This is a genomic window from Halalkalicoccus sp. CGA53, from assembly GCF_036429475.1.
In the GTDB taxonomy this organism is placed as follows: domain Archaea; phylum Halobacteriota; class Halobacteria; order Halobacteriales; family Halalkalicoccaceae; genus Natronorarus; species Natronorarus salvus.
Map to the genome: position 1 here is coordinate 2101507 of NZ_CP144125.1, position 21627 is coordinate 2123133.

The window sequence follows — 21627 nt, forward strand, 5'->3', positions numbered from 1 at the left end:
GCCACGGTAGGCCGTCTGTCGGTAAGTCCATTGGTATACCCGGTGTGTTACTCGTAGACCATCTCGAAGAAGGCCACCTCGTAGTCGACCGCCCGGGTGAACAGCCCCGCGACCCGGTCCTGCCGCCGTGGGGAGAGGGTCGGACCCTCGCTGTCGAGCTGATCCCGGAGCCAGCTGACGACCGCTTCGAACCCCGGGTTGTCGTGGAGTTCGATCCACTCCGCTAGGTAGAAGGGCTCGGGCTGCTCCTCGACCGCCGTCGCCCACTCCAGGTAGACCCACTCGACGGGGACGAGTACCGCGAGCGTCTCGGCGTAGCCGCCCTCGTGGGCAGCGCGGAGCAACAGGTCCTCGAAGCCGGCGGTCACCGCGTGTTTCGGGGGGTCGACCCGATCGTTCTCGGGGACCGAGAGCGCGTCGAACGACCGGGCGAAGTAGTCGTCCTCCTCGTCGGTGATCGCGTCCGCGAACTCGACGAGGCGGCGCTTTTGGACCATCGTCGGCGCCTGACCGATCCCGCACCCCACGAGCGAGACGAGCGTTCCCACGAAGACGTAGTCCTGGATCAGGTAGGTCGAAAAGACCTCGTCGTCGATCGTCCCCTCACCGAGTTCGCGGGTGAAGCGATGCTCGACCGCCTTGGTCCACGCCGGCTCCGAGCGTTCCCTGAGCCACTCGGTGAACCGGGCGTCCTCGCGGTCGCCCTCGTACGTGGCGTAGCTCTCGGCCACGTCGCTCACACCGACCACCCTTCCTCCCGCCAGGCGGCGTCCCAGAACCGGTACTCGTAGCGCGCGGAGGTGAGAAACAGCTCGCGATACTGGTCCCGATCCGCTTCCGTCGACTCCGTGGCGACCTCGTCCATTAGATCCCGACACCAGTCGGCGAGCTCGGTGAACTCCTCTCCCGAGTACATCTCGATCCAGGCGGCGTAGCCCTCGTGGTCGGGCAGCCCGTCCTCGGCGAGGCGCAACCCGGTGTCGTTGAACCCCCACATACAGGGGAGGATCGCCGCCACGCTGTCGCCGAAGCTCCCGTCGGCCGCGATACGTACCAGAAAGTCGGTGTAGGCCCGGGTCGTCGGCGAGGGGTTGGTCCCTTCCAACTCGGTTTCGGAGATCCCGAACGCCGCGGCGTAGCTCCGGTGTAACTCCATCTCGGTGGTGATCGTCTCCTCCAGCAGCGTCGCGAACGTCGCCATCCTTTCGAGCGACCGGGCGCTCGCGGCGGTGTAGGCGAACGCCCGCGCGTACTCGATCAGGTAGACGTAGTCCTGTCGGACCCAGTACCTGAAGGGGGCCTCGTCGAGCGTCCCGTCGCCGATACCCCGCACCATCGGGTGGTCGTAGATCGCCTCCCAGATCGCGTCGGCCTCCCCTCGTAGCTCCTCGGTGAACCTCATCGAGCGAAGGCTCGGCGGGCAGGCCCAAAAGGTATTCGGTGGTAGTAGTATCCGGTTATTGCCCCGGCGGTTCGGCGGACTCCTCCGCCTGGTCGGGTTCGGGACGTGCCTCGAGGGTGACCGTGACCGACTCCTCGGACCCGCCACGGAGGACCTCGACGGTGATCTCGTCGCCGGGACTCGTCTCGATCGCGAGGTAGCGAGAGAGCGACTCTGAGTCGAGGATCGCCTCGCCGTCGATCCCGACGATCACGTCGCCGCCGACGGGTACGGGTTGGCCGTCGACGTCCGTCGTGTCGTCGCTCCCCGAGAGCGCCCCCGCCGCCGGGGAGCCGTCCACCGTCCCGGCGACGTAGACTCCCCCCGTGTCCTCGAGGCCGTTCGCCCTGGCGATCCGGGGCGAGACCGTCACCATCTCGATCCCCACGTAGGGGTGGACGTAGTCGCCGTCCTCGGCGAGCGCCGGGACGACGCGGCGGGCGAGCGCCGCCGAGATCGCGAAGCCGATGGCGTCGCCGCCCCCGGCGGAGATCACACCCACGACAGCGCCGTCGAGATCGACGAGCGGGCCGCCGCTGTTGCCCGGGTTCACCGGAGCGGTCGTCTGGACCGCGTCGGGGATCGGGAAGCCGGTCGGCGCGGGCAGCGATCGTTCGACCCCGCTCACGACGCCCGTCGAGATGCTCCCCTGGAGGCCGAACGGGTTGCCGAGCGCCGCGACCTCGGTTCCGACCGGTGCGGGTTCCTCGGCGAACCCGAGCGAGTCGGCGTACTCCGGGAGGGCGTCGGGTTCACAGAGCGCGAGGTCGCTCCCCACGTCGCCCCCCAGCACGGTCGCGGTAGTCCACTCGCCCTCCGCGAACCGGACCTCGACCTGCTCGACCTCGGGGACGACGTGGTCGTTCGTGACGATCAGGTCCCCGACGACGAACCCCGACCCTCCCGCGCCCATCCCGCCGTCGCCGCCGTCGTGCTGGATCGAGACGACCGAGCCGACCGTCGCCTCGTAGAGTCGCCGGTAGCGCGAGCCGTCGGCTCCGGCGTCCCCATCCGTGGACTCGACCACCTCGGGCGTTCCGTCGGCCCCGTCGTCCTCCTGGCTCTCCCCTTCCTCGGACTCCGTCGTCGGCTCTTCGACCAACGTCGAACAGCCCGCGCCCGCGGCCGCGAGACCCCCGGCGAGCGTCAGGAAGCGACGTCTGCTCGATCGGCTCCGGTCCATATCGTGTAGCGGGGCCCGAGCCCGAAAGCTCCATCCCCCCGGTCTATCCGACCTGGATGTGCTCTTCGAGGTCCGCCCCGATGATCGTCTCGCAGTAGGCACACCGTACGCCGTCGTCTAGGACCGAAAAGCGCGACTCGATCGGCTCGGATCCCGCGCTGATGCAGTTGCGGTTCGGACACGAGAGCACGCCGATCACCTCTCCGGGCCTGTCGACGCGGCTCTTCTCGACCACGTCGTACCCTCGGACGATGTTGATCGTCGCGGCGGGGGCGATCAACGAGAGTACGTCGACCTCGTCCTGGTTCAGCTCTCTCCCCTCGACCTTCACGATGTCTTTTCTACCGGTCTCCCCCGACGGGACGTTCATCGCGACGCTCACGGTCTCGTCGCCGGAGCCGTCGATCCCGAGGATCCCGAGCACGGTGAGCGCGTGGCCCGCGGTGACGTGGTCGATGACGGTGCCGTCTCTGATCTTGCTGACACGGAGCTGGTGGTCGTCGTTCTGGCTCATGAGAGGAGGGTGTCGAGCAGCGCCATCCGCACCGGGACGCCGTTGTGTGCCTGTTCGAAGTACCGTGCGTGCGACGTCGAATCGAGGTCGGAAGCCACCTCGTCGACTCTTGGGAGGGGATGCATGATCGCGAGGTCCTCGCGGGCCGCCGAGAGCGCCTCGCGGTCGACGCCGTACTCGCCGGCAACGGCGCGGTACTCGTTCTCGTCGGGAAAGCGTTCTCGTTGGATCCGCGTGACGTAGAGCACGTCGAGTTCGGGTAGCACCGGTTCGAGCTCCGTGTGCTCTCTGACCCGCGCGCCCGAGTCGTGGAGGTCGTAGCGAACGCTCGCTGGCAGCGAGAGGCTCTCCGGGCCGATGAAGTGCTGGGAGACGTCGAAGCGCGTGAGCGCCTCGGCCAGCGAGTGGACCGTCCGACCGTACTTCAGGTCGCCCATGATCCCGATCGTGATCTCGTCGAGCCCGGCGTGTTCGCGGATCGTGTAGAGGTCGAGCAGCGTCTGGGTGGGGTGCTGGCCCGCGCCGTCGCCCGCGTTTACGACGGGGACCGAGACGAACTCGCTCGCCATCCGTGCGGCACCCTCCGAGGGGTGTCTGAGCACCAGCGCGTCCGCGTAGCCTTCCACCACCCGGACGGTGTCGGCGAGCGTCTCGCCTTTCTTCACGCTCGAGGCGTCGACCGGCCCCATGTCGACGACCCCGCCGCCGAGACGTTTGATCGCCGCCTCGAAGCTCATCTTCGTCCGCGTGCTCGGCTCGAAGAAGAGCAGGCCGAGCAGCGTCCCCGCGTGGCGGCCGGCGACCGACCCCGGATCCGCGTCGATCTCGGCGGCGCGGTCGAGGACCGCCTCGATCTCCGCCCGCGAGAACTGTTTCGTACCGAGCACGTGGTCGTGCCGCATTGGCTGGAGAGAGGGGCAGGAGGACTAAAATCCCGCGGTCCGTCGGTACGGGCGGACTCCCTTTCTCCGATCGCGTCGTCCCGGACGTATCAGCGGGCCATACACGGACCGCGGCGCGTTAGCCCGCGAATAACGGTCGTGAACCGACGAAACGTTTAACGTATCCGGAATACTGATACGAGTGGTGAGATCGCGCGTGCTCCCGACCGGGATCGAGGTGCTCGACCGCAAGCTGAGCGGCGGCATCCCGGCGGGCAGCGTGGTCGCGATCACCGCGCCCCCGGCGAGCCAGTCCGAACTCCTGCTCTACGAACTCACCGCCTCGCGGGTGACGCTCTACCTGAGCACACAGCGATCGGCCGAGGCCGTGACGGACGCGATCGCCCGGACCAGCGCGCGAACCGGCGACGCGACGGTGCGAGGGATCGACGCCGACGCCCCCCTGGACCACGTCAACCAGCTCATCCGCGCGCTGCCGGAGGGCTCGAACCTGATCGTCGACCCGGTCGACGTCCTCGAACGCGAGAGCCACGCCCGCTACCAGCACTTCATGAACACCTTACAGACCGCGATGGTGAACACCGGCAGCCTCGCCTTCCTCCACGGCCTCGACGGCCACGCCGTCCCGGGAAACCGTGATGTGACGGCCTACATGGCAGACGCGGTCTTCGAACTCGAGACCAGGGTGAGCGGCGACGCGATCGAGAACAGGCTCGCTGTCCCGAAGTTCCGCGGATCGAACGCGCTCGAGGAGACGATCAAGCTCAGGCTCGCAGAGCGCGTCGAGATCGACACCAGCCGCGATATCGCCTGAGGGGAAGCTACTCCTCGGTCACGCCCTCGACGTCCTCGAGATCGACGTCTTCGATCTCCTCGCCTTCGATCTCCTCTAGGATCTCGTCGGCGTCGACGTCGACGTCGTCGAGCGCCGCCTCGATGTCGCCGAGACCACCCATGCCGCCGAGCCCGCCCATGCCGCCCGCGCCCTCGAACGTCTCCTGGACGACGACGCGGTCGAGCTCGAGGCGGTCCATCAGCTCCTGTGCGATCTGCTGTTTCTGGAAGAGCCACTGCTGGTTCATCGCGAGCTGGGGCGAGCTCTCGATGACGAGCGTCTCGTACTCGACGGTCTCGGTCTCTCTCTCCTCGTCGCTTTCGACCTCGACCTCCTCCTCTTCCTCCTGGGTCTCGATCCACATCTCGAGGTCCGCGTCGACATACATCGAGAGCATCCCCTGTGCGCGCTCGACGCGGTCCTCGACACCGCCGACGATCTCGTACTCGTACTCGACGGACTCGCCCGCGAGCGGGTGGTTGAAGTCCACACGTGCCCGCCCGCCGATCACGGTCTCGACGTGGCCGTGGCGCCCGTCGATGTCGACGTGCGCGCCGGGGTAGCGGTCGTCCTCGGGGAGCTTCTCGACGCTCACGGTCCTCACGTCGTCGGGGTCGAACTCGCCGAACGCCTCGGTGGCCGGGACCGTGACGGTGCCGGTGTCGCCGACCTCCTTCCCGATCAGGTCGGACTCGACCGAGGGGAAGAGGTGGCCCGCGCCGAGCGTGATCACGCGCGGCTCGATCGTGCGGTCCTCGACGTCGACACCCTCCTCCTCGGCGACCTCGACGTCCGTCGTGTCGACGAGGGTGTCGTTCTCGACGGTGCGTGCGGTGTAGGCGATCCGGACGAACTCGCCGTCCTGCAGGCCGCCCGCCTCGTTCTCCTCGACTTCCTCGTCACCGTCGTCCGCCGCTTCCGCCTCCTCCGTCTCGGACTCGTCCGCCTCGGCCGCGTCCTCGGTGGTTTCGGCGTCGAACTCCTCGTCCGCGTCGGCTACCGCGGCCTCATCGTCGTTGCTCATACACTCACCGAGATTCGTTCGGGCCTTAAGAACAACGCTTCGCGCCCGAGGGCGGGATCGGTTCAGTTGCTACCGAGGTAGCCGTCGACGGCCGCCTCGACCGATTCGTAGGTGATCTCGCCGTCGTGTCTGAAGACGAGCGTCCCGTCCTCGTCGTAGACACAGAGCGTCACTGTCGCGTGCGGTCGGTAGGTCGCGAGGGTCTCCTCGTCGCACATCGCGTGATCCCAGTCGCCACCGTACTCCTCGGCGAACGCCCGGAGGTCGTCCATCGAGGCGTCGAGGTTCGTGTTGACCGTCAGCACGTGTGCGTTGTCGCCGTACTCCTCGTGGAAGTCGGCGATCGTTCGGGACTGTTTCTTGCCGTACTCCGAGTGGATGTCGACGAGCAGGACGATCGTCGGCTTCTCGATCGGGCCGATAGTGACCGACTCGCCGTCGGGCGTCTCGAGTTCGACCTCGGGGGCCTCGTCGCCCACCTTCGTTCCCTCGTCGTCATCGTCGTCGTGGTCGTCGTACTCGTCGCCGTCGTGATCGTCGGTGTCGTCGTCCTCGTCGTCGCCGATCTCCGGGTCGTCGTCGTCACCGAGACACCCGGCCATTCCGGCGAGTGCGATTCCGCCGCTCAGCTGTAGGACACGTCGACGTGTTGCGTCGTGCATCAGGTTACTGAACAGGAGTTCGATACTTACTTATCCGTGATACAATCTCGATACTCCGCGTTCGGAGCCGTCCTTATACGGTCGTGAAGGGTCGACCGTCGAACGAGCGGGGGTCGTTGGTCGACACATAACACGGATTATACGATGCGTAACCGGTCTCCGGTCACGTTCTGCGGCCTCGACGAACGTTCTTCGTGCTCGCAGTCGAACGTCGAGTATGTACGAAGTCGAGGTGAAGGTCCGGGCCCCACACAGCCCGCTCCGGTCGCGGCTCGCCAAACTCGGAGCGGATCCGATCGGGGCGGTCACGCAGGCGGACACCTACTACGACGCCCCCCACCGCTCCTTCGCGGAGACCGACGAGGCGGTCCGCATCAGGCGGGAGACGCCCGTAAGGGAGGACGGATCCGGTAACGACGCGACCGTCCTCACGTACAAGGGGCCGCTCGTCGAGTCGGCGTCGAAGACCAGGGTGGAACGGGAGGTCGACGTCGAAGACGGCGAGGCGATGGCGGCGATCCTCCAGGCGCTCGGGTTCGAGCCGGTCGCCACGGTCGAAAAGGACCGCGAACGCTTCTCGCTCGAGGGGATGACGGTAACGCTCGATTCCGTCGCGGGCCTCGGCGAGTTCGTCGAGGCAGAGACCGAGGCGACCGAGGGCGAACGGGTCGCCGCCCGTGAAGAGGTCGTCTCGCTGCTCTCGCGACTCGACCTCGACGCCGACGACCAGCTCCGCACCTCCTACCTCGAACTGCTGCTCGCGGAGGAACATTCCTCTCAGTTATAAACTGGTGGCGAAAACTTTCCGCAAGGTATAGCACGCCGGGTGGCGAATCCGGGGCAATGACCGAGCGGAACATCCGGGTCGAGCCGATCGATCGTCGGGCAGTCGAAGATCAGGAGGTAGAGATCGTCGAGCGGAAGGGGATCGGCCACCCGGACTCGATCTGTGACGGGATCGCGGAGAGCGTCTCGAGCGCGCTCGCCCGCGCGTACCTCGACCGGGTCGGGAAGGTGCTCCACTACAACACCGACGAGACCCAGCTCGTCGCCGGGCGGGCCGCACCCGCCTTCGGCGGCGGGGAGATGGTCGATCCGATCTACCTCCTGATCGTCGGCCGCGCCACCAAGGAGTACAAGGGGACGACGATCCCGACCGGAACGATCGCACTCTCGGCCGCCCGCGAGTACCTGGCGGAGACGCTGCCACACCTCGATCTCGGCACCGACGTGATCCTCGACGTCAAACTCGGTGAAGGCAGCGGGGACCTCCAGGAGGTCTTCGGCGAGGGCGGCGCGACCGTCCCGATGGCGAACGACACGAGCTTCGGCGTGGGCCACGCGCCGCTGACCGAGACGGAGCGGATCGTCCTGGAGGCCGAGCGGGGGCTCAACGGGGAGTTTTCGAACGAGACCCCCGCGCTGGGCCAGGACGTGAAGATCATGGGCAAACGCGAGGGTGACCGGATCGACGTGACGGTCGCGGCGGCCGCGGTCGACGCCCACGTCCCCGACATGGAGGCGTACAGGGAGACGATCGCGGCGGTCAGGGAGTACGTCGCGAACCTGGCCGGCGAGTACACCGATCGGGAGGTGGCGGTCCACGTCAACACCGCCGACGAGTACGACCGGGGAGCGATCTACCTCACGACGACCGGCACCTCGGCGGAGAACGGCGACGACGGCTCGGTGGGCAGGGGCAACCGTGCGAACGGGCTGATCACGCCCAACCGCTCGATGTCGATGGAAGCCACCAGCGGAAAGAACCCCGTCAACCACATCGGGAAGATCTACAACTTGTTGAGTACCGAGATCGCCGAATCCGTCGTCGAGGAGGTCGACGGCATCCGGGATCTGCGGGTGAGGCTGCTCAGCCAGATCGGCCGCCCGATCGACCGGCCGCACGTCGCCGACGCCCACGTCGTCACCGAGGAGGGCATCGAGGTTCGCGAGGTCGCCCCCGAGATCGAGCGAATCGTCGACCGAGAGCTCGCCGACGTCACCGAGATCACCCGCCGTGCGATCGACGGCGAACTCTCGACGTTCTAACCCCGTTACCCTCGCCACCCGCACGCCGAAGCCCGTTTATCTACCCCCGAACTACACCCGAACGTGCACCCCCCGGGAGCCGACGTCGTCGTCGTCAGTCACGGCGACATCGGCGTCAAGAGCGCGACGGTCCAGCGGTCGATGGAGCGACGGCTGGTCGCGAACTTGGAGGCGACGCTCGACGCGAGGGGGGTCGATGCGGAAGTCGAAGACCGCTGGACGCGACCGCTTATCCACGTCTCCGAACCGGAAATCGAGGCGGCGACCGCAGCCGCCTGCGACACGTTCGGAGTGCGTTCGGCGAGCCCGGCGGTGTCCGTTCCTCCGACGCTCGACGCCATGCGGGAGGCGCTCGCCGAGACCGGCCGGGCGGTCTACACTGACGGCTCGTTCGCGGTGCGTGCGCGCAGGGCTGGCGAGCGAGATTCCCACCCGTTCACGAGCGAGGAGCTAGAGCGCGAGGGGGGCCGGGCGGTGTGGGAAGCGGTTTCGGAAGGGTTCGAACCGACGGTCGACCTGGAGGACCCGGATCTCACCTTCTCCGTCGAGTGCAGGGAACGCGAAGCGTTCGTGGCCTGCGAACGGCGCGAGGGTCCCGGTGGACTCCCGCTCGGCTCCCAGGGACGACTCGTCGCGCTCGTGAGCGGCGGGATCGACTCTCCCGTCGCTGCCTGGTCCGCGATGCGTCGGGGCTGTTCGATCGTTCCGCTCTACGTCGACCTCGGGGAGTTCGGCGGAGTGGACCACGTCGCCCGCGCGGAGGCGGCGATCGGGGTTCTAGAGGACTACGCCGCGGGCTTCGACATGCGTCCCCGGATCGTCCCGGGCGGTGAGGCAGCGGAACTGATCGCCCGCGAGGTCAGAGACGAGCGGATGCTCGTGCTCAGGCGGTTCATGCTCCGGGTAGCAGAACGCGTCGCGGAGGAGGAAGACGCCTGCGGGATCGTCACGGGGGAGGCGCTCGGACAGAAGTCGAGCCAGACAGCGGTGAACCTCTCGGTGACCGACCGGGCGGTCGACGTACCGGTCCACCGGCCGCTGCTCGCGTACGACAAACACGAGATCGAAGCCAGAGCGCGCGAGATCGGCACGTACGAGGAGGCGACGATCCCCGCCGGCTGCAACCGGATGGCACCCGACCACCCGGAGACGCAGGCGACGCTCGCGGGCGTCGAGCGGGTCGAACCCGACCTGGAGGGGTTGATCGAGGAGGCGGTCGCCGGGATCGAGGTCGTCGAACGGTAGAGTCGAAACCGACTTTTCGGGCGGCCGTTTTCGACTAGCCGTGACGACCGTCTGCCTCGTCGGCTCGCCCGACTCCGACCTGAAGATCGAGCTACTGGGTCGAGAGACATCCCGCGAGGCGCTCGCGTCGTACGAGATCAGCACGCCCTGGCGGAACACGGTCGCGGTCGAGACGGTGAGCCTCGGCGCGGCGGTCTCGCTCTGTAACGACCTGAACTGGTATCTCGTCCGGTTCGCCGACCACGCGATGATCAGGGAACCGAGCGTCAGTACGGACGAGTGGCTCTCGCGACGGCTCGCGCGGGCGGTGCGCGACGAGGAGGTCAGACCCGAGGAATCGAAAGAGCGGCTGGCGATCTTCGGTGTGGAGGAAGGCGAACTCGTCGAACCGATGTACGTCACCCGGCGGGACCCATTACCGGAGTACGACCTGCGCGAGGTCGAAGAGACCCTCGTCGTCCGAGTGCACGAGTCCGAGTTCGGGGGCTAGCTTCACGGAGCCCCGCCCCGAACGAGGGGGTATGAGCACACAGCCCACGGCGCTCGTCGACGAGACCGAAGTCGAGGACGGACGGGTAGTCGTGGACGGGTCGGAGATCCACTACCTGACCGCGGGTCACGACGGTCCGGCGGTGATCCTCCTCCACGGCGGCGGTCTCGACTCGGCGGCCGTCTCCTGGCGCGAGACGCTCCCCGCGCTCGCGGACGGCTACCAGGTGTTCGCGCCCGACCTCCCGGGATACGGCGAGAGCGCACACCCCGAAGCGCCCTACTCGATCGAGTACTTCGCTCACACCCTCTCGGGGTTCATGGACGCGCTCAACATCACCCACGCGAGCCTCGTCGGCATCTCGATGGGCGGGGGGATCGCCCTCCAGTTCGCGCTCTCGAACCCGGATCGGGTCGATCGGCTCGTCGCCGTCGACTCCTACGGCCTGACGGGCGAGGTCCCCGGCGGCAAACTCGGCTACCTCGTCGTTCGACTCCCGCTGTTCAGACGACTCACCTACGGCGCGCTCAGGAACAGCCGTCGGCTCATGCGCGCGAGCGTGAGACGCATGGTCGGCAGTCCCGACGTGGTCACCCCGGGGATGGTCGTCGAGATCGAACGCGAGGCGAAACGCGAGGACGCGGGGCTGGCGTTCAACCGGTTCCAGCGGGCCGAGGTCGGCTGGAACGGGCTGCGAACGGAGTTCTCCGACCGGCTGCACGAGCTATCGGTACCGACGCTGTTCGTCCACGGCGCCGAGGACACGCTGGTGCCTCCCGAGGCATCGATCCGGGCGGCGACGCTCGCACCCGACGCGGAGCTGGAGATGATGGAGGGCGTCGGTCACTGGCCGCCGCGCGAGCGCCCCGAGGAGTTCGCGGGGCTGGTCCGGGAGTTCCTTCGGGGCGTCTGAGCTCAGTCGAACAGCCCCGTCGAGAGGTAGCGCTCTCCGCTGTCGGGGAACACCGTCACGACCAGCGGGCAGTCGTCGTAGGCCGCGCCACCGTCCGTGGTCGCCGCCTCCTCCGCGAACAGGTCGACCCTCGGCGGTTCGGGACACTCCAGTTCCGGTCGGGCCAGTCGATCGGCGACCCGGCGGGCGGCGACCGACGCCGCGCCGCTCGACTGCCCGACCAGGATCCCCTCCTCGCGGGCGAGGCGACGGCACTCCTCCTCGGCTCCCGGGAGCGCCACCGTCTCGATCGAGTCGATCAGGTCGATGTCGAGCAGGTCGCTGACGAAGCCCGGCCCCATCCCCTGATAGTCGTCCTTCCCCGGTACGCCCGTCGAGAGCACGGCGTTCTCTTCGGGTTCGACCGCGATCACCTCCATCTCCGGGAAGGCTTCGAGGAGGCGGCGGGCAGTGCCGGTGAGGGTCCCACCCGTTCCGACGGTCGCGACGAACGCGTCGATCTCCCGTCCCTCGACCTGCGAGATGATCTCCGGGGCAGTAGTTCTGTAGTGTGCCTCGGCGTTCGCCGGGTTCTCGAACTGGCCCATCTCGAGCGCGCCGGTCTCCTCGGCGATCTCGGCAGCACGCTCTCTCGCCTCCGATATCTCGCCCTCGACGAGTTCGAGCGTCGCACCGTAAGCCTTCATGAGCTGGCGGCGTTCGGGCGACTTCGAGGCCGGCATCACGATCGTGAGGTCGTATCCGCGGGCGGCACAGGCGATCGCGAGGCCGATGCCGGTGTTGCCGCTGGTCGGCTCGACGACGCTCCCACCGGGTTCGAGGGCGCCCGAGCGTTCGGCGGCCTCGATCATCGCGAGCGCCGGGCGGTCCTTCGCCGAGCCGCCGGGGTTGAACGACTCGAGTTTGGCGGCGATCGTCGCTCCCTCCGGCGAGTCGACCTGGACCAGCGGCGTGCCGATGGCCTCGAGCACGCTTCCGTTCATTACCGATCGTACGTCACGACGGTATAAACAGGTGGTGGACACCGGCAGTTCTCCTTCCCAGCTGCGACGGAGCGGCGCGTTTAACTCCGCGCGCCGACCAACGGAATCCATGACGCTGGAGACGATGCGACCCACCCCGACGTGGGACGCGACAGCCTATAGGGAGACCGTCGAGACGTTCGAGTCCGTCCGTGAGGAGATCACCGTGAAGGTCTGGGGCGCCGACTGGTGTGGCGACTGCCGGGGTCAGCTTCCCGAGTTCGCCGCCGCGCTCGACGCCGCGGGAGTGTCCGACGACCGGATCGAACAGCTCCCGGTCGAGAAACGGGAGGACGGCTCGAAGGAAGGTCCCGATGTCGAGGAGTACGGTATCGAGTACATCCCGACGGTCGTGATCGAACGCGACGGCGAGGAACTCGCCCGGTTCGTCGAGGAGGAGCCGGTCCCGATCGCCGTCTACCTCGCAGACCGGATCGAAGAGGCCGAGGTGACCGCGTAGCGGGAATTGGCGTGTGACGAGCCGACCCTCTGGCTCGCGCCCGTCCTCGTCACGCTCGTCGTCGACGTCCCCGGTCTCGACGTCGTGCTCGCGTCCGTCGCCATGTCATCTGAACCGGGACGTTGGTCGGACGCTGGTTGGCCGGTAACGGGACGGCACGCCCGGACGGACCCCGGACCACGTGGTCGAGTGACGAGCGGAACCGGTCGCGTTCGATCCGGATCAGTCCGTGGTACGCTACGAACGCACGTTCTCGGCCGCCCACGTGAACGCCTCCTCTATATCGTGTGTCGGCGGCGAACAGGTGAACGATCGGCAGGCGTAGACCGTCGGTTCCCCGTCTCTCGCACCTCGATCCGCCCAGATCGGCGGCGTTTCCTCGAGGCCCAGCACGTCGACCCACTCCGCGAGCCCCTCCTCGGTCGGTGGCCGCGGCGCGAGTAACAGGTCCGGGAGGTACTCGCGACCGATCCGCTCGTGCCAGTCGTGGGGGAGTTCGTCGGCAGCGATCGTCAGTTCGAGCGCCCCGTTCTCGAAGCGGTCGGCGACGAGCACGAGCGTCGCGTGTTCGAGCGGGCTCGTCCTGATCCGCGAGCCCTGCGTCGAGAGTACCCCTTCCACTACGGGCTCGAAGCCCTCGTCCGGGGCGAACTGCGACAGCGAGAGCAGGACGTCGGCCGCCACCCCGAGACTCGACGGCGTCGACTGGTCGTGGCGTTCCTGTGGCCGGGCGACGAGGCTTTCGGTACCCTCGCCCGTGAAGTAGATCGTCCTCTCCTCGGCCTCCCAGAAGCGGTCTTCGATCACGCGAGCGAGGTCGAGCGCGAACGAGAGGTGCGAGACCTCCCCGGTCGCCCGGTAGCAGTCGAACGCCCCGCGCGCGAGGAACGCGTAGTCGTCGAGGTAGCCGTCGATCCGTACATCCCCGTCTTTGAACCGCCGCGAGAGCTCCCTCTCACTCTCGTCCCACAGCTGCTCGCGACAGAACGAGAGGGCCTCGACGGCCCGCTCGGCGTGACGTGAATCGAGCGCGAGGCCCGCCTCCGCGAGGGTCGAGATGGCGAGGCCGTTCCAGCTAGCGAGGACCTTCTCGTCGCGGGCCGGTCGAGGTCGCTCCTCGCGCGCCTCGAAGATCCGCTCTCTGGCGGCCTCGAGACGCGTTTCGATATCCTCGTCACTCTGGCCGTGCTCCTCCGCGAGCTCGGGAATACTCCGCGAGAGCGCGAGCACCGTCTTCCCATCGAAGTTCCCGCCCTCGGTGATCCCGTAGCGCTCGCAGAAGAGGTCGGCGTCCTCGTCGAGCACGTCCCGCACCCCGTCGGGCGTCCAGACGTAGAACGCGCCCTCCTCCTGGTGGGCTCCCTCGTCCGTGCCCGGCGGGAGGCTCTGTGCATCGAGCGTGCTGTAGAAGCCACCATCGGGGTGCGAGAGCTCGCGGTCGAGGAACTCGATCGTCTCCTCGACCACTCGTGCGTAGTGCTCCTCGCCGGTGAAGGCGTGGCCGGCTATGAGCGCCCGTGGGATCTCGGCGTTGTCGTAGAGCATCTTCTCGAAGTGCGGGACGATCCATTCCCGGTCGGTGGCGTACCGGTGAAACCCGCCGCCGACGTGGTCGTAGAGACCCCGATCGCTCATGGCGTCGAGTGCCTCCCCCAGAACCGCGAGGTAGCTCTCGCGTCCGGTCCGGTCGTACGCCCGCGCGAGGAGGTGCAGGCGTGCTGGCTGTGGGAACTTCGGGCCGCCCTGACCGAACCCGCCGTGCTCGTGGTCGGCCGCCCGGAGCGCCGCGCCGGCGGCGTCCGAAAGCGTCTCGGAGCCCGGTCGCTCGCCGGGTTCGGGCACCGACTCGACCTCGTCCTCGATGGCGGCCGCCCACTGGTCGGCCCGCTCCTCGATCGCCGCCCGGTCGGTCTCCCACGAGTCGCGAAGCCCACGGAGCAGCTCCAGAAAGCCCGGCATCCCTCGGCGTGGCTCCTTCGGGAAGTACGTCCCCACGTAGAACGGCCGGCCGTCCGGGGTGAGCCAGGCGGAGAGCGGCCAGCCGCCGCGGCCGGTCACCAGCTGACAGATCGTCATGTAGAGGCTGTCGACGTCGGGTCGTTCCTCACGATCGACCTTGATCGGGACGAACCCCTCGTTCAGCGCGCGGGCGACCTCCTCGTCCGCGAAGCTCTCGTCTTCCATCACGTGACACCAGTGACAGGCGGCGTAGCCGATCGAGAGGAAGATCGGGGCGTCGTGCTCGCGGGCGAGCGAGAGCGCGTCGTCGTCCCACGGCTGCCAGTCCACCGGGTTGTCGGCGTGCTGGAGCAGGTAGGGGCTGGCCTCCTCGTCGAGCCGGTTTCGCTCCGGGATCGTCATGGGCGGGCTACGGGAGCCAGCCCCTTAGCACGTCGGCCGAGACGACGCCGTGCGCCGGGTCGAACGTTTCAGGGCAAGTGATAAGTCACGCCGATTCCAGGGTCCGTGTATCCGATGTCGCTTCTCGAACTCATCTCCGGGGTGGAGGAACACGAACAGACGCTCACGGTGTTCAACGCCGACGAGGCGACCACGCGGGCGCTGAGCGAGCGGTTCAGCGACCGGAACCTCGTCGTACGGCCGGGGACGGCCGAGGGCGGGCCGGAGACGTTCGCGGCGCTCGAACGCGACGGCGAGTTCGTCGCCGGCACGAGCGTGGCCACGATGCTCGCCGAGGACGAGGCGTTCTCGCCCGCGTTCGATCCGGAGAGCTACCGCCCGATCCTCGACGAACTCGACGAGAGCGTCTTCACCTCCTACTCGATGCGACAGATGATCGCGGCCTCGCGAGAGATCGAGGACCGTGCCTGGCGGATCGGGAGGGGAGAGCTCCACTCGGGTTTCCAGCGCGTCTCGATCCTCGAACGCACCCTCGACGTCTACGAACGCCTCGGCGAGCGGGAGGGGCTCTCGGTACACGGCTACGCGAGCCCCGACGCGGATCCACCGCGACAGGACTCGTTCACCCTGCATCTGGAGCGGGCCAGTGAGATCGAGCGGACCTGGTTCGTCGCCTACGACGGCGGCGGGGTCGACGAGAACAAGTGCGCACTGCTCGCAGAGGAGCGCGAGCCTCGGGAGTTCTACGGCTTCTGGACCTACGATCCGGAAACGGTCGACTACATCGTCGACCACCTGAAACGGAGCTACCTCCACCTCGAGACCGACGGGGGCAGGTCTCCGGGCCACCGGGGCACCCGGTAGCCGAAGGCAACGATTATAGGGCGAGAACGGCCTCTCCCGGTATGTCAGAGACGGTGCTTCTGGTCGGCGGCGGTGGGCGCGAACACGCCATCGCGCGAGCGCTCGCCGACGACGTGACGCTCTACGCCTGTGCGGGCAACCGGAACCCGGGTATCGCCCGTCTCGCCGACGGGTTCGAGACGCTTGAGGAGACGCATCCGAACGCGGTCGTCACCTACGCCGAGGAGGTCGGCGCCACGCTCGCGGTGGTCGGACCCGAGGCGCCGCTGGCCGCGGGCGTCGCCGACGCGCTCACGGAGGCGGGCGTCTACGCCTTCGGACCGGGCGCGGAGGCCGCACGGATCGAGACGGACAAGGCCTACCAGCGGCGGTTCATGCGCGAACACGCGATCCCCGGCTGTCCGGCGTTCGAGACGTTCGAGGAGACGGAGGAGGCGTGTGCGTACATCGACGGGGCTGAGGGCGACCTCGCGGTGAAACCGGCCGGCCTCACGGGCGGGAAGGGCGTGAAGGTGATCGGCGATCAGGTGAGCAGGGAGGAGGCGAAGGCCTACCTGCGAGAGAGCGAGTACGACCGCGTCGTCCTCGAGGAGCGACTCGTCGGCGAGGAGTTCACCGTCCAGGCGTTCGTCGCGAACGGCACGCTCAGGGTCACGCCCGCCGTTCAGGACCACAAGCGTGCCTACGAGGGCGACGAGGGGCCGAACACGGGCGGGATGGGGAGCTACAGCGACGCCTCGCTCGCGCTCCCGTTCATGACCGACGACGAGCACCGGGAGGCGGTCTCGATCCTCGAGGCGACCGTCGAGGCGCTTTCGGACTACACGGGCGTGCTCTACGGCCAGTTCATGCTCACCGCCGACGGCGTGAAGGTGATCGAGTACAACGCCCGCTTCGGCGACCCGGAGGCGATGAACGTCCTTCCCGTGCTGAACACCCCGTTCATACACGTGCTCACCGCCGCCCGCGACGGAAAGGCGCTGCCGAAACTCTCGTTCTCGCCACGGGCGACGGTCTGCAAGTACGCCGTTCCGGAGGGCTACCCGACCGACCCGGCCGGAGGGACACGGATCGAGGTCGACGAGGAGAGCGTCGGCGAGGCGCTGCTCTTCTACGCGAGCGTCGACGAGCGCGCGGACGGTATCTACACGACGACCTCGCGGTCGTTCGCGGTCGTCGGCGTCGCGGAGACGATCGCCGAGGCCGAGACCATCGCCGAGGAGGCGCTCACGGCGGCCGGCGACGGGGTTCGCGTGCGCCACGACATCGGGACCGAGGCGCTGGTACGGTCCCGGATCGACCACGTGAACGAACTCCGCGGGGAGTGACGGCGGCGACTGCAGGGGAAACGGCGAGCGGACTGGACCTTTACGGTCGTCCATGAACGATCACGGGCGCACACGCGAGGAGTCGCCGTGGCTCTCGACGACCGACGGACCGCGCTACCCGCCGCTCGACGGTGACCGGACGGTCGACGTCGCGGTGATCGGCGCCGGGATAGCGGGGCTGTCGACGGCGGTTCACCTCGCCGAAGGGGAGGAGACAGTCGCGGTGATCGAGCGCGATCGGGTGGGCGAGGCGGTGACGGGCCACACCACCGCGAAGGTCACCTCCCAGCACGGCCTGAAGTACGACCGCCTGCTCGGGACGGTGGGCGAAGGCCGCGCACGCCAGTACGCGACGGCCAATCAGCGGGCGCTAGAGGAAGTCGCCGACCGGAGCGGCGGGTTCGACGCCGAGTTCGAGCGCGCCCCCGCCTACGTCTACGCCGAGGACTCGGAGGGTCGAGAACGGGTCCGCGACGAGACGTGGGCGGCGAAGCACCTCGGGCTACCGGCGACGTTCGTCGAGAGCGAGGAGATCGACCTGCCGTACGAGACTGCGGGCGCGGTCCGCTTTACCGACCAGGGTCAGTTCCACCCGCGGAAGTACGTCCTTGGGCTGGCAGAGAGGGTGAAAGCGGAGGGCGGCGAGGTGTTCGAGGGGACACGGGCGACGGACCTGAGCGTCGGCCACCCCTGCGAGGTCGAGACCGAGAACGGGACCGTTTCCGCCGACCACGTCGTCTGTGCGACCCACTTCCCGGTCTTCGACCGCGGAGGCTACTTCGCGCGGATGAAGACGAAGCGCTCGCACGTCCTCGGGGTGCGGGTCGCGGGCGACCCCCCGGATGGGATGTTCTACAACACCGGCGATCCCTACCGATCGATCCGGGTCCACGAGTTCGACGGCGAGCCGCTCGTGCTGATCGGCGGGGAGAACCACGAGACGGGCCGGGGCGGTTCGACGAGCGATCGCTACGAACGACTGGAGACGTTCGCCCGCACGCACTTCGACGTTGAGGAGGTCGCGTATCGGTGGTCGACACAGGACTACTCCACGTTCGACGGGATCCCCTACATCGGTCGGCTCGGACCCGTCGGGGAGAGCGTCTACGTCGCCACCGGTTTCGGCGGCTGGGGGATGACCGGCGGGGTCGCGGCCGGGCGGATCGTCTCCGGGCTAATCCTGCGGGGTGAGCACCCCCAGCGCGAGGTGTTCTCGCCCGCCCGAGTCAACGGCGAGTCGGCGAAGACGCTCGTGACCCACAACGCGGCGGTCGGCGCGCAGTTCACGGCCGACTGGGCACGCGCGCTCGTCGCCAGTGGGGAGGCGACGTTGCGACCCGGCGAGGGGACCGTGGTGAAGACCGACGACGGGCCGGTCGGCGTCTCGCGGGACGAATCGGGCGCGGTGCACGCCGTCTCGGCGGTCTGTCCCCACATGAACTGCGTGCTTCGCTGGAACGACGGCGAGGGGAGCTGGGACTGCCCGTGTCACGGATCGCGGTTCACCCACGAGGGGAGGGTGCTCGACGGGCCCGCGATCGAGGACCTCCCTCGACGCGAGGCTCGGGAGAAGTGACGCGGCAACCGTACGGGTTCAAGGGGTGGGCCGGCCTACGCTGGGACGTGAGCGACGAGACACCGCCCCGCCACGAGCGCGTGACCCGCCACCCGACGGCCGGGAGCGCCAACTCGCTGTGGCACTGGCCCGCCGCACGCCACCCCCTCCGCGTCGTTCTCAACTACGTCACCATCGTGCTCGCGCGCCACTCGCCGAGCCTCCGGCTGAAGAACCTCCTGCTCTCGCGGATCGGCGTCTCGCTCGGCGACGGCGTCTCCTGGGGCCTCGAGTCCACCCCGGACGTCTTCTGGCCGGAGCTGATCACCGTCGGCGACCACGCGATCATCGGCTACGACGCGACGATCCTCTGTCACGAGTTCCTCCAGGAGGAGTACCGAACGGGGGAAGTTGAGATCGGCGAGCGGGCGATGATCGGCGCCGGAGCGGTTGTCCTCCCGGGCGTCCGCGTGGGTGCCGGCGCACAGGTCGCCGCGAACTCGCTCGTCGCGGCGGACGTCCCGGCGGGGGAAACCGTCGCGGGCGTGCCGGCGGTGCCCGTCGACCGGATCGCTGAGGAGTGATAAGACGGTTGTAACTGTTTACTGGTGATCGCCCGTCCGGTTCGGCGATCACCGGTACGAGACTACGACCGTCCTTACGAGAGATCACCCCAGACGACGGCTCGCGCCCTCTTCGAAGACGGTCCTGTTCGGGACGATGAACTCCTCGCCGTCGTTCTCGATCCGGGTGACGAACAGTTCGACCTCCTGGACGACGCCCGCGCGGTCGCCGATTCGAACCGTGTCGCCGATCCCGTATGGCTGATTGAGAAAGAGGTAGAGACCGGCGGCGCCCGACGCAAGCAGGTCGCGGCAGGCGACCGCCGAGAGGACGACCAGACCGAAGAAGTACGATCCCAGGAATACGAGCAGCGCGGCCGTCGCGACGCCGATCTGGCCCAGCGCGATCAGCACGGCGACGTAGATGATGCTGTACTTCACGACCGAGCCCAGCAGGCTCACCTCGGGTAGTTTCACGCTCCTTAGCCGTTCGCTGATCACGACGTCGGCCTTGTCGCCGGCGATCACCCCGATCAGGAGGACGAACACGGCGACGAACAGCTGCGGGACGAGTCGGGTGATCTCCTGCCAGAACAGCGTCGGTTCGAGCACGCCGACGATGTAGAGCGCGACGAGCACGCCGATACCGTAGACGAACCACGAACTCAGCCGGGCGATCACCTCGACGGTCGAGCTCCCGAGACCGCTCGCGGTCCGCTCGAACGCCGTCCCCTCGACGGCGTCGTCGACATTGAGCGCGGTGAGCAGCCGCTCGTTCAGCCGACCGACGGCGTAGCCGAGGAGCAAGAACGCGACGAGCGTTCCGAGCGCGAGGACGATCGGCTGTCTGACGAACGCGAGCACGTCGGCGACGACCGAGGCGCCGAGGGCCATCTCAGTACTCCTCCGGGTCGATCTCCAGTACTAACTCCCCGCCTTTGAACCCGCGAACCATCCCATCGGACTCGGAGAGCACGATCGCCGTCGCGTTCGTGTCCCGCGTGATCGCCCCGGCGGCCATGTGCCGCGCGCCGAGACCCTTCGGGATGTCGACGCCCTCCGCCGCGGGTTCGAGATACCGGTACGCGGAGACGATCTTCCCCGAGTCGCTGATGACGAACGCGCCGTCGAGTCTGGAGAACTCCTTCAGCATCACGTTCACGATCGGGTCGCCGACGTGGACGTGGGACTTCTCGAACGGGTTGTAGCTTAGCGGTCGCGACTTGTTCATCACGTTGCCCGCGTCGCCGACGACGAACAGCGCACCGACCGGTTTCCCCTTCTGGCCCTTCTTTCCCAGGTCGATCGCCACCTCGAGAACGTTGCGGATGACCCCTGGATCCGCCCGCGAATGCATGAAGAGGTCGTAGAGCCCCGACCGGAGCGAGTCGTTCGCGCGGACCCGCGAGACGGTGTCGATGCCGTCGCCGAAGACGCTCACCGCACAGAGCACCTCGTCGCCCTCCTCGATCAGGTCGTTCTCGACGGCCGCGCCGAGGGCGAACTCGACCCGGTCGCGGACGTTCGTGAACGTGAGCGGGACCTCGACGAACCGATCGGCGCCCAGCGTGTTCTCCTCGCCCGCGACGATCGTCGTGGCCCCGTCGAACGAGGCGAATCGCTCGTGGAACGACGCTGCCGGGGAGAACAACACGACCGCGTCGACGTCATCAGCGAGACCGGCGAACAGGTCGGCGACATCACTCATTGCCGTATGGAACCCGTCGACGTCGAAAAACGTTGTGGCGTGGCCCTGCCGGCCGAGATTCCGGAGGGAGCGCTCGATGGCGAGGATATCCGTAGCCCTCAGGTAGTATAGTCGTGATTTACGAAGAACTTATCAGAATATAGTGCGCTAGCGTGTGGTTAGGCATACGTTTACGGTCGGGCGGCCGTCGGGTACGCCAGGAATGGCACAGCTAAGGGACTCAATAATATTATGCTCAGGGTGTGTAGTATCTTTCGTTGGGTGGCCCCGCCAAGACATCCAAGACCAGTACCACTGGCGACATCCACGGGGTCGCCCAACCGTTTCCTGTCATCTCGTGACGTCTCGCGATCATCGGCGACGGCGACCGCTCGAACCCGATAGGCACGCGGGTCGCTCGTGCATCGGACTGATCTCACGGGGCTGTTCGAGACGGGTGAGACGACGGTTCGCTGTGGCGGTCGGTGACACCTGGGTCGTACGCGAGCGTTCCCGGCGTCGCTCGCCC

General features: G+C 67.9%; 22 protein-coding genes. 11 read left to right on the forward strand and 11 right to left on the reverse strand.

Annotated elements, in window-relative coordinates; genetic code table 11:
- Positions 1-47: 47 nt before the first annotated feature.
- From V2L32_RS12565 to pyrB, 5 genes are read right to left on the reverse strand one after another with little or no spacing between them, the layout of a single operon-like run.
- A complete protein-coding gene (locus V2L32_RS12565) occupies positions 48-740 on the reverse strand; it encodes a TenA family protein (RefSeq protein WP_331232765.1) in 693 nt (230 codons plus the stop codon).
- On the reverse strand, positions 737-1402 hold the full coding sequence (gene tenA / locus V2L32_RS12570) for a thiaminase II (RefSeq protein ID WP_331232766.1): 666 nt from the start codon (positions 1400-1402) through the stop codon (positions 737-739). Before tenA ends, V2L32_RS12565 begins: the two co-directional genes overlap by 4 nt.
- 55 nt (positions 1403-1457) lie before the next feature.
- Positions 1458-2624 (reverse strand): S1C family serine protease, encoded by a 1167-nt coding sequence (locus V2L32_RS12575; protein ID WP_331232768.1) that lies wholly within the window; start codon positions 2622-2624, stop codon positions 1458-1460.
- A gap of 43 nt (positions 2625-2667) precedes the next feature.
- Positions 2668-3138, reverse strand: coding sequence for an aspartate carbamoyltransferase regulatory subunit (gene pyrI / locus V2L32_RS12580; RefSeq protein ID WP_331232770.1), 471 nt, complete (start codon positions 3136-3138; stop codon positions 2668-2670).
- A complete protein-coding gene (gene pyrB / locus V2L32_RS12585) occupies positions 3135-4040 on the reverse strand; it encodes an aspartate carbamoyltransferase (RefSeq protein WP_331232771.1) in 906 nt (301 codons plus the stop codon). The genes pyrI and pyrB overlap by 4 nt, the downstream gene beginning before the upstream one ends.
- A 184-nt stretch (positions 4041-4224) precedes the next feature.
- Between pyrB and V2L32_RS12590 the strand changes: the two genes are divergently transcribed.
- Positions 4225-4854 (forward strand): RAD55 family ATPase, encoded by a 630-nt coding sequence (locus tag V2L32_RS12590; protein ID WP_331232772.1) that lies wholly within the window; start codon positions 4225-4227, stop codon positions 4852-4854.
- Positions 4855-4861: 7 nt separating this feature from the next.
- Here the strand turns inward: V2L32_RS12590 and V2L32_RS12595 are convergent, their stop codons facing one another.
- Positions 4862-5899: an FKBP-type peptidyl-prolyl cis-trans isomerase gene (locus V2L32_RS12595; RefSeq protein WP_331232773.1), complete on the reverse strand. Its 1038-nt coding sequence runs from the start codon at positions 5897-5899 to the stop codon at positions 4862-4864.
- 62 nt (positions 5900-5961) lie between these two features.
- Positions 5962-6561, reverse strand: coding sequence for a TlpA family protein disulfide reductase (locus tag V2L32_RS12600; protein WP_331232775.1), 600 nt, complete (start codon positions 6559-6561; stop codon positions 5962-5964).
- Positions 6562-6778: 217 nt separating this feature from the next.
- Between V2L32_RS12600 and cyaB the strand changes: the two genes are divergently transcribed.
- The 5 genes from cyaB to V2L32_RS12625 all read left to right on the forward strand — a co-directional run bounded on the left by cyaB (position 6779) and on the right by V2L32_RS12625 (position 11258).
- On the forward strand, positions 6779-7348 hold the full coding sequence (gene cyaB / locus V2L32_RS12605; RefSeq protein ID WP_331232776.1) for a class IV adenylate cyclase: 570 nt from the start codon (positions 6779-6781) through the stop codon (positions 7346-7348).
- Positions 7349-7404: 56 nt separating this feature from the next.
- Positions 7405-8610: a methionine adenosyltransferase gene (locus tag V2L32_RS12610; RefSeq protein ID WP_331232777.1), complete on the forward strand. Its 1206-nt coding sequence runs from the start codon at positions 7405-7407 to the stop codon at positions 8608-8610.
- Positions 8611-8673: 63 nt separating this feature from the next.
- Entirely contained in the window at positions 8674-9855 is a 1182-nt protein-coding gene (locus tag V2L32_RS12615; protein WP_331232778.1) for a tRNA sulfurtransferase, read from the forward strand.
- Between the two features lie 40 nt (positions 9856-9895).
- Positions 9896-10345 (forward strand): DUF5804 family protein, encoded by a 450-nt coding sequence (locus tag V2L32_RS12620; protein ID WP_331232779.1) that lies wholly within the window; start codon positions 9896-9898, stop codon positions 10343-10345.
- A gap of 31 nt (positions 10346-10376) precedes the next feature.
- Positions 10377-11258 carry an alpha/beta fold hydrolase gene (locus tag V2L32_RS12625; RefSeq protein WP_331232780.1) on the forward strand — a complete coding sequence of 294 codons (882 nt, stop codon included), beginning with the start codon at positions 10377-10379 and terminating at the stop codon, positions 11256-11258.
- A gap of 2 nt (positions 11259-11260) precedes the next feature.
- Here the strand turns inward: V2L32_RS12625 and V2L32_RS12630 are convergent, their stop codons facing one another.
- The gene (locus tag V2L32_RS12630; RefSeq protein WP_331232782.1) at positions 11261-12241 is read right to left on the reverse strand and encodes a PLP-dependent cysteine synthase family protein; all 981 of its coding nucleotides are present in this window, start codon (positions 12239-12241) and stop codon (positions 11261-11263) included.
- 109 nt (positions 12242-12350) lie between these two features.
- Here V2L32_RS12630 and V2L32_RS12635 point away from each other — a divergent pair, with 109 nt between their 5' ends.
- Positions 12351-12740: a TlpA family protein disulfide reductase gene (locus V2L32_RS12635; RefSeq protein WP_331232783.1), complete on the forward strand. Its 390-nt coding sequence runs from the start codon at positions 12351-12353 to the stop codon at positions 12738-12740.
- 237 nt (positions 12741-12977) lie between these two features.
- Here V2L32_RS12635 and V2L32_RS12640 read toward each other — a convergent pair whose 3' ends face one another.
- The gene (locus V2L32_RS12640; protein ID WP_331232784.1) at positions 12978-15101 is read right to left on the reverse strand and encodes a thioredoxin domain-containing protein; all 2124 of its coding nucleotides are present in this window, start codon (positions 15099-15101) and stop codon (positions 12978-12980) included.
- Positions 15102-15215: 114 nt separating this feature from the next.
- Between V2L32_RS12640 and V2L32_RS12645 the strand changes: the two genes are divergently transcribed.
- From V2L32_RS12645 to V2L32_RS12660, 4 genes are read left to right on the forward strand one after another with little or no spacing between them, the layout of a single operon-like run.
- The gene (locus tag V2L32_RS12645) at positions 15216-15965 is read left to right on the forward strand and encodes a DICT sensory domain-containing protein (RefSeq protein WP_331232785.1); all 750 of its coding nucleotides are present in this window, start codon (positions 15216-15218) and stop codon (positions 15963-15965) included.
- Positions 15966-16006: 41 nt separating this feature from the next.
- Entirely contained in the window at positions 16007-17293 is a 1287-nt protein-coding gene (gene purD / locus V2L32_RS12650; protein WP_331232786.1) for a phosphoribosylamine--glycine ligase, read from the forward strand.
- Positions 17294-17345: 52 nt separating this feature from the next.
- Positions 17346-18869 carry an FAD-dependent oxidoreductase gene (locus V2L32_RS12655; RefSeq protein WP_331232787.1) on the forward strand — a complete coding sequence of 508 codons (1524 nt, stop codon included), beginning with the start codon at positions 17346-17348 and terminating at the stop codon, positions 18867-18869.
- Positions 18870-18916: 47 nt separating this feature from the next.
- Positions 18917-19432: an acyltransferase gene (locus V2L32_RS12660; RefSeq protein ID WP_331236610.1), complete on the forward strand. Its 516-nt coding sequence runs from the start codon at positions 18917-18919 to the stop codon at positions 19430-19432.
- A gap of 84 nt (positions 19433-19516) precedes the next feature.
- Here the strand turns inward: V2L32_RS12660 and V2L32_RS12665 are convergent, their stop codons facing one another.
- Together V2L32_RS12665 and dacZ are read right to left on the reverse strand one after the other, a co-directional pair.
- On the reverse strand, positions 19517-20305 hold the full coding sequence (locus tag V2L32_RS12665; RefSeq protein WP_331232788.1) for a mechanosensitive ion channel family protein: 789 nt from the start codon (positions 20303-20305) through the stop codon (positions 19517-19519).
- A 1-nt stretch (position 20306) separates the two neighbouring features.
- Positions 20307-21119: a diadenylate cyclase DacZ gene (gene dacZ, locus V2L32_RS12670; protein ID WP_331232789.1), complete on the reverse strand. Its 813-nt coding sequence runs from the start codon at positions 21117-21119 to the stop codon at positions 20307-20309.
- Positions 21120-21627 lie beyond the last annotated feature (508 nt).

What these genes read in the sequence shown, in the direction of transcription:
- V2L32_RS12640 (WP_331232784.1), bottom strand. Translation starts at nt 15,101, where the DNA reads ATGACGATCCCGGAGCGAAACCGGCTCGACGAGGAGGCCAGCCCCTAC.
- tenA (WP_331232766.1), bottom strand. Translation starts at nt 1,402, where the DNA reads ATGAGGTTCACCGAGGAGCTACGAGGGGAGGCCGACGCGATCTGGGAG.
- purD (WP_331232786.1), top strand. Translation starts at nt 16,007, where the DNA reads ATGTCAGAGACGGTGCTTCTGGTCGGCGGCGGTGGGCGCGAACACGCC.
- V2L32_RS12645 (WP_331232785.1), top strand. Translation starts at nt 15,216, where the DNA reads ATGTCGCTTCTCGAACTCATCTCCGGGGTGGAGGAACACGAACAGACG.
- V2L32_RS12625 (WP_331232780.1), top strand. Translation starts at nt 10,377, where the DNA reads ATGAGCACACAGCCCACGGCGCTCGTCGACGAGACCGAAGTCGAGGAC.
- pyrI (WP_331232770.1), bottom strand. Translation starts at nt 3,138, where the DNA reads ATGAGCCAGAACGACGACCACCAGCTCCGTGTCAGCAAGATCAGAGAC.
- V2L32_RS12610 (WP_331232777.1), top strand. Translation starts at nt 7,405, where the DNA reads ATGACCGAGCGGAACATCCGGGTCGAGCCGATCGATCGTCGGGCAGTC.
- V2L32_RS12630 (WP_331232782.1), bottom strand. Translation starts at nt 12,241, where the DNA reads ATGAACGGAAGCGTGCTCGAGGCCATCGGCACGCCGCTGGTCCAGGTC.
- pyrB (WP_331232771.1), bottom strand. Translation starts at nt 4,040, where the DNA reads ATGCGGCACGACCACGTGCTCGGTACGAAACAGTTCTCGCGGGCGGAG.
- V2L32_RS12595 (WP_331232773.1), bottom strand. Translation starts at nt 5,899, where the DNA reads ATGAGCAACGACGATGAGGCCGCGGTAGCCGACGCGGACGAGGAGTTC.
- dacZ (WP_331232789.1), bottom strand. Translation starts at nt 21,119, where the DNA reads ATGAGTGATGTCGCCGACCTGTTCGCCGGTCTCGCTGATGACGTCGAC.
- V2L32_RS12655 (WP_331232787.1), top strand. Translation starts at nt 17,346, where the DNA reads ATGAACGATCACGGGCGCACACGCGAGGAGTCGCCGTGGCTCTCGACG.
- V2L32_RS12635 (WP_331232783.1), top strand. Translation starts at nt 12,351, where the DNA reads ATGACGCTGGAGACGATGCGACCCACCCCGACGTGGGACGCGACAGCC.
- cyaB (WP_331232776.1), top strand. Translation starts at nt 6,779, where the DNA reads ATGTACGAAGTCGAGGTGAAGGTCCGGGCCCCACACAGCCCGCTCCGG.
- V2L32_RS12665 (WP_331232788.1), bottom strand. Translation starts at nt 20,305, where the DNA reads ATGGCCCTCGGCGCCTCGGTCGTCGCCGACGTGCTCGCGTTCGTCAGA.
- V2L32_RS12600 (WP_331232775.1), bottom strand. Translation starts at nt 6,561, where the DNA reads ATGCACGACGCAACACGTCGACGTGTCCTACAGCTGAGCGGCGGAATC.
- V2L32_RS12575 (WP_331232768.1), bottom strand. Translation starts at nt 2,624, where the DNA reads ATGGACCGGAGCCGATCGAGCAGACGTCGCTTCCTGACGCTCGCCGGG.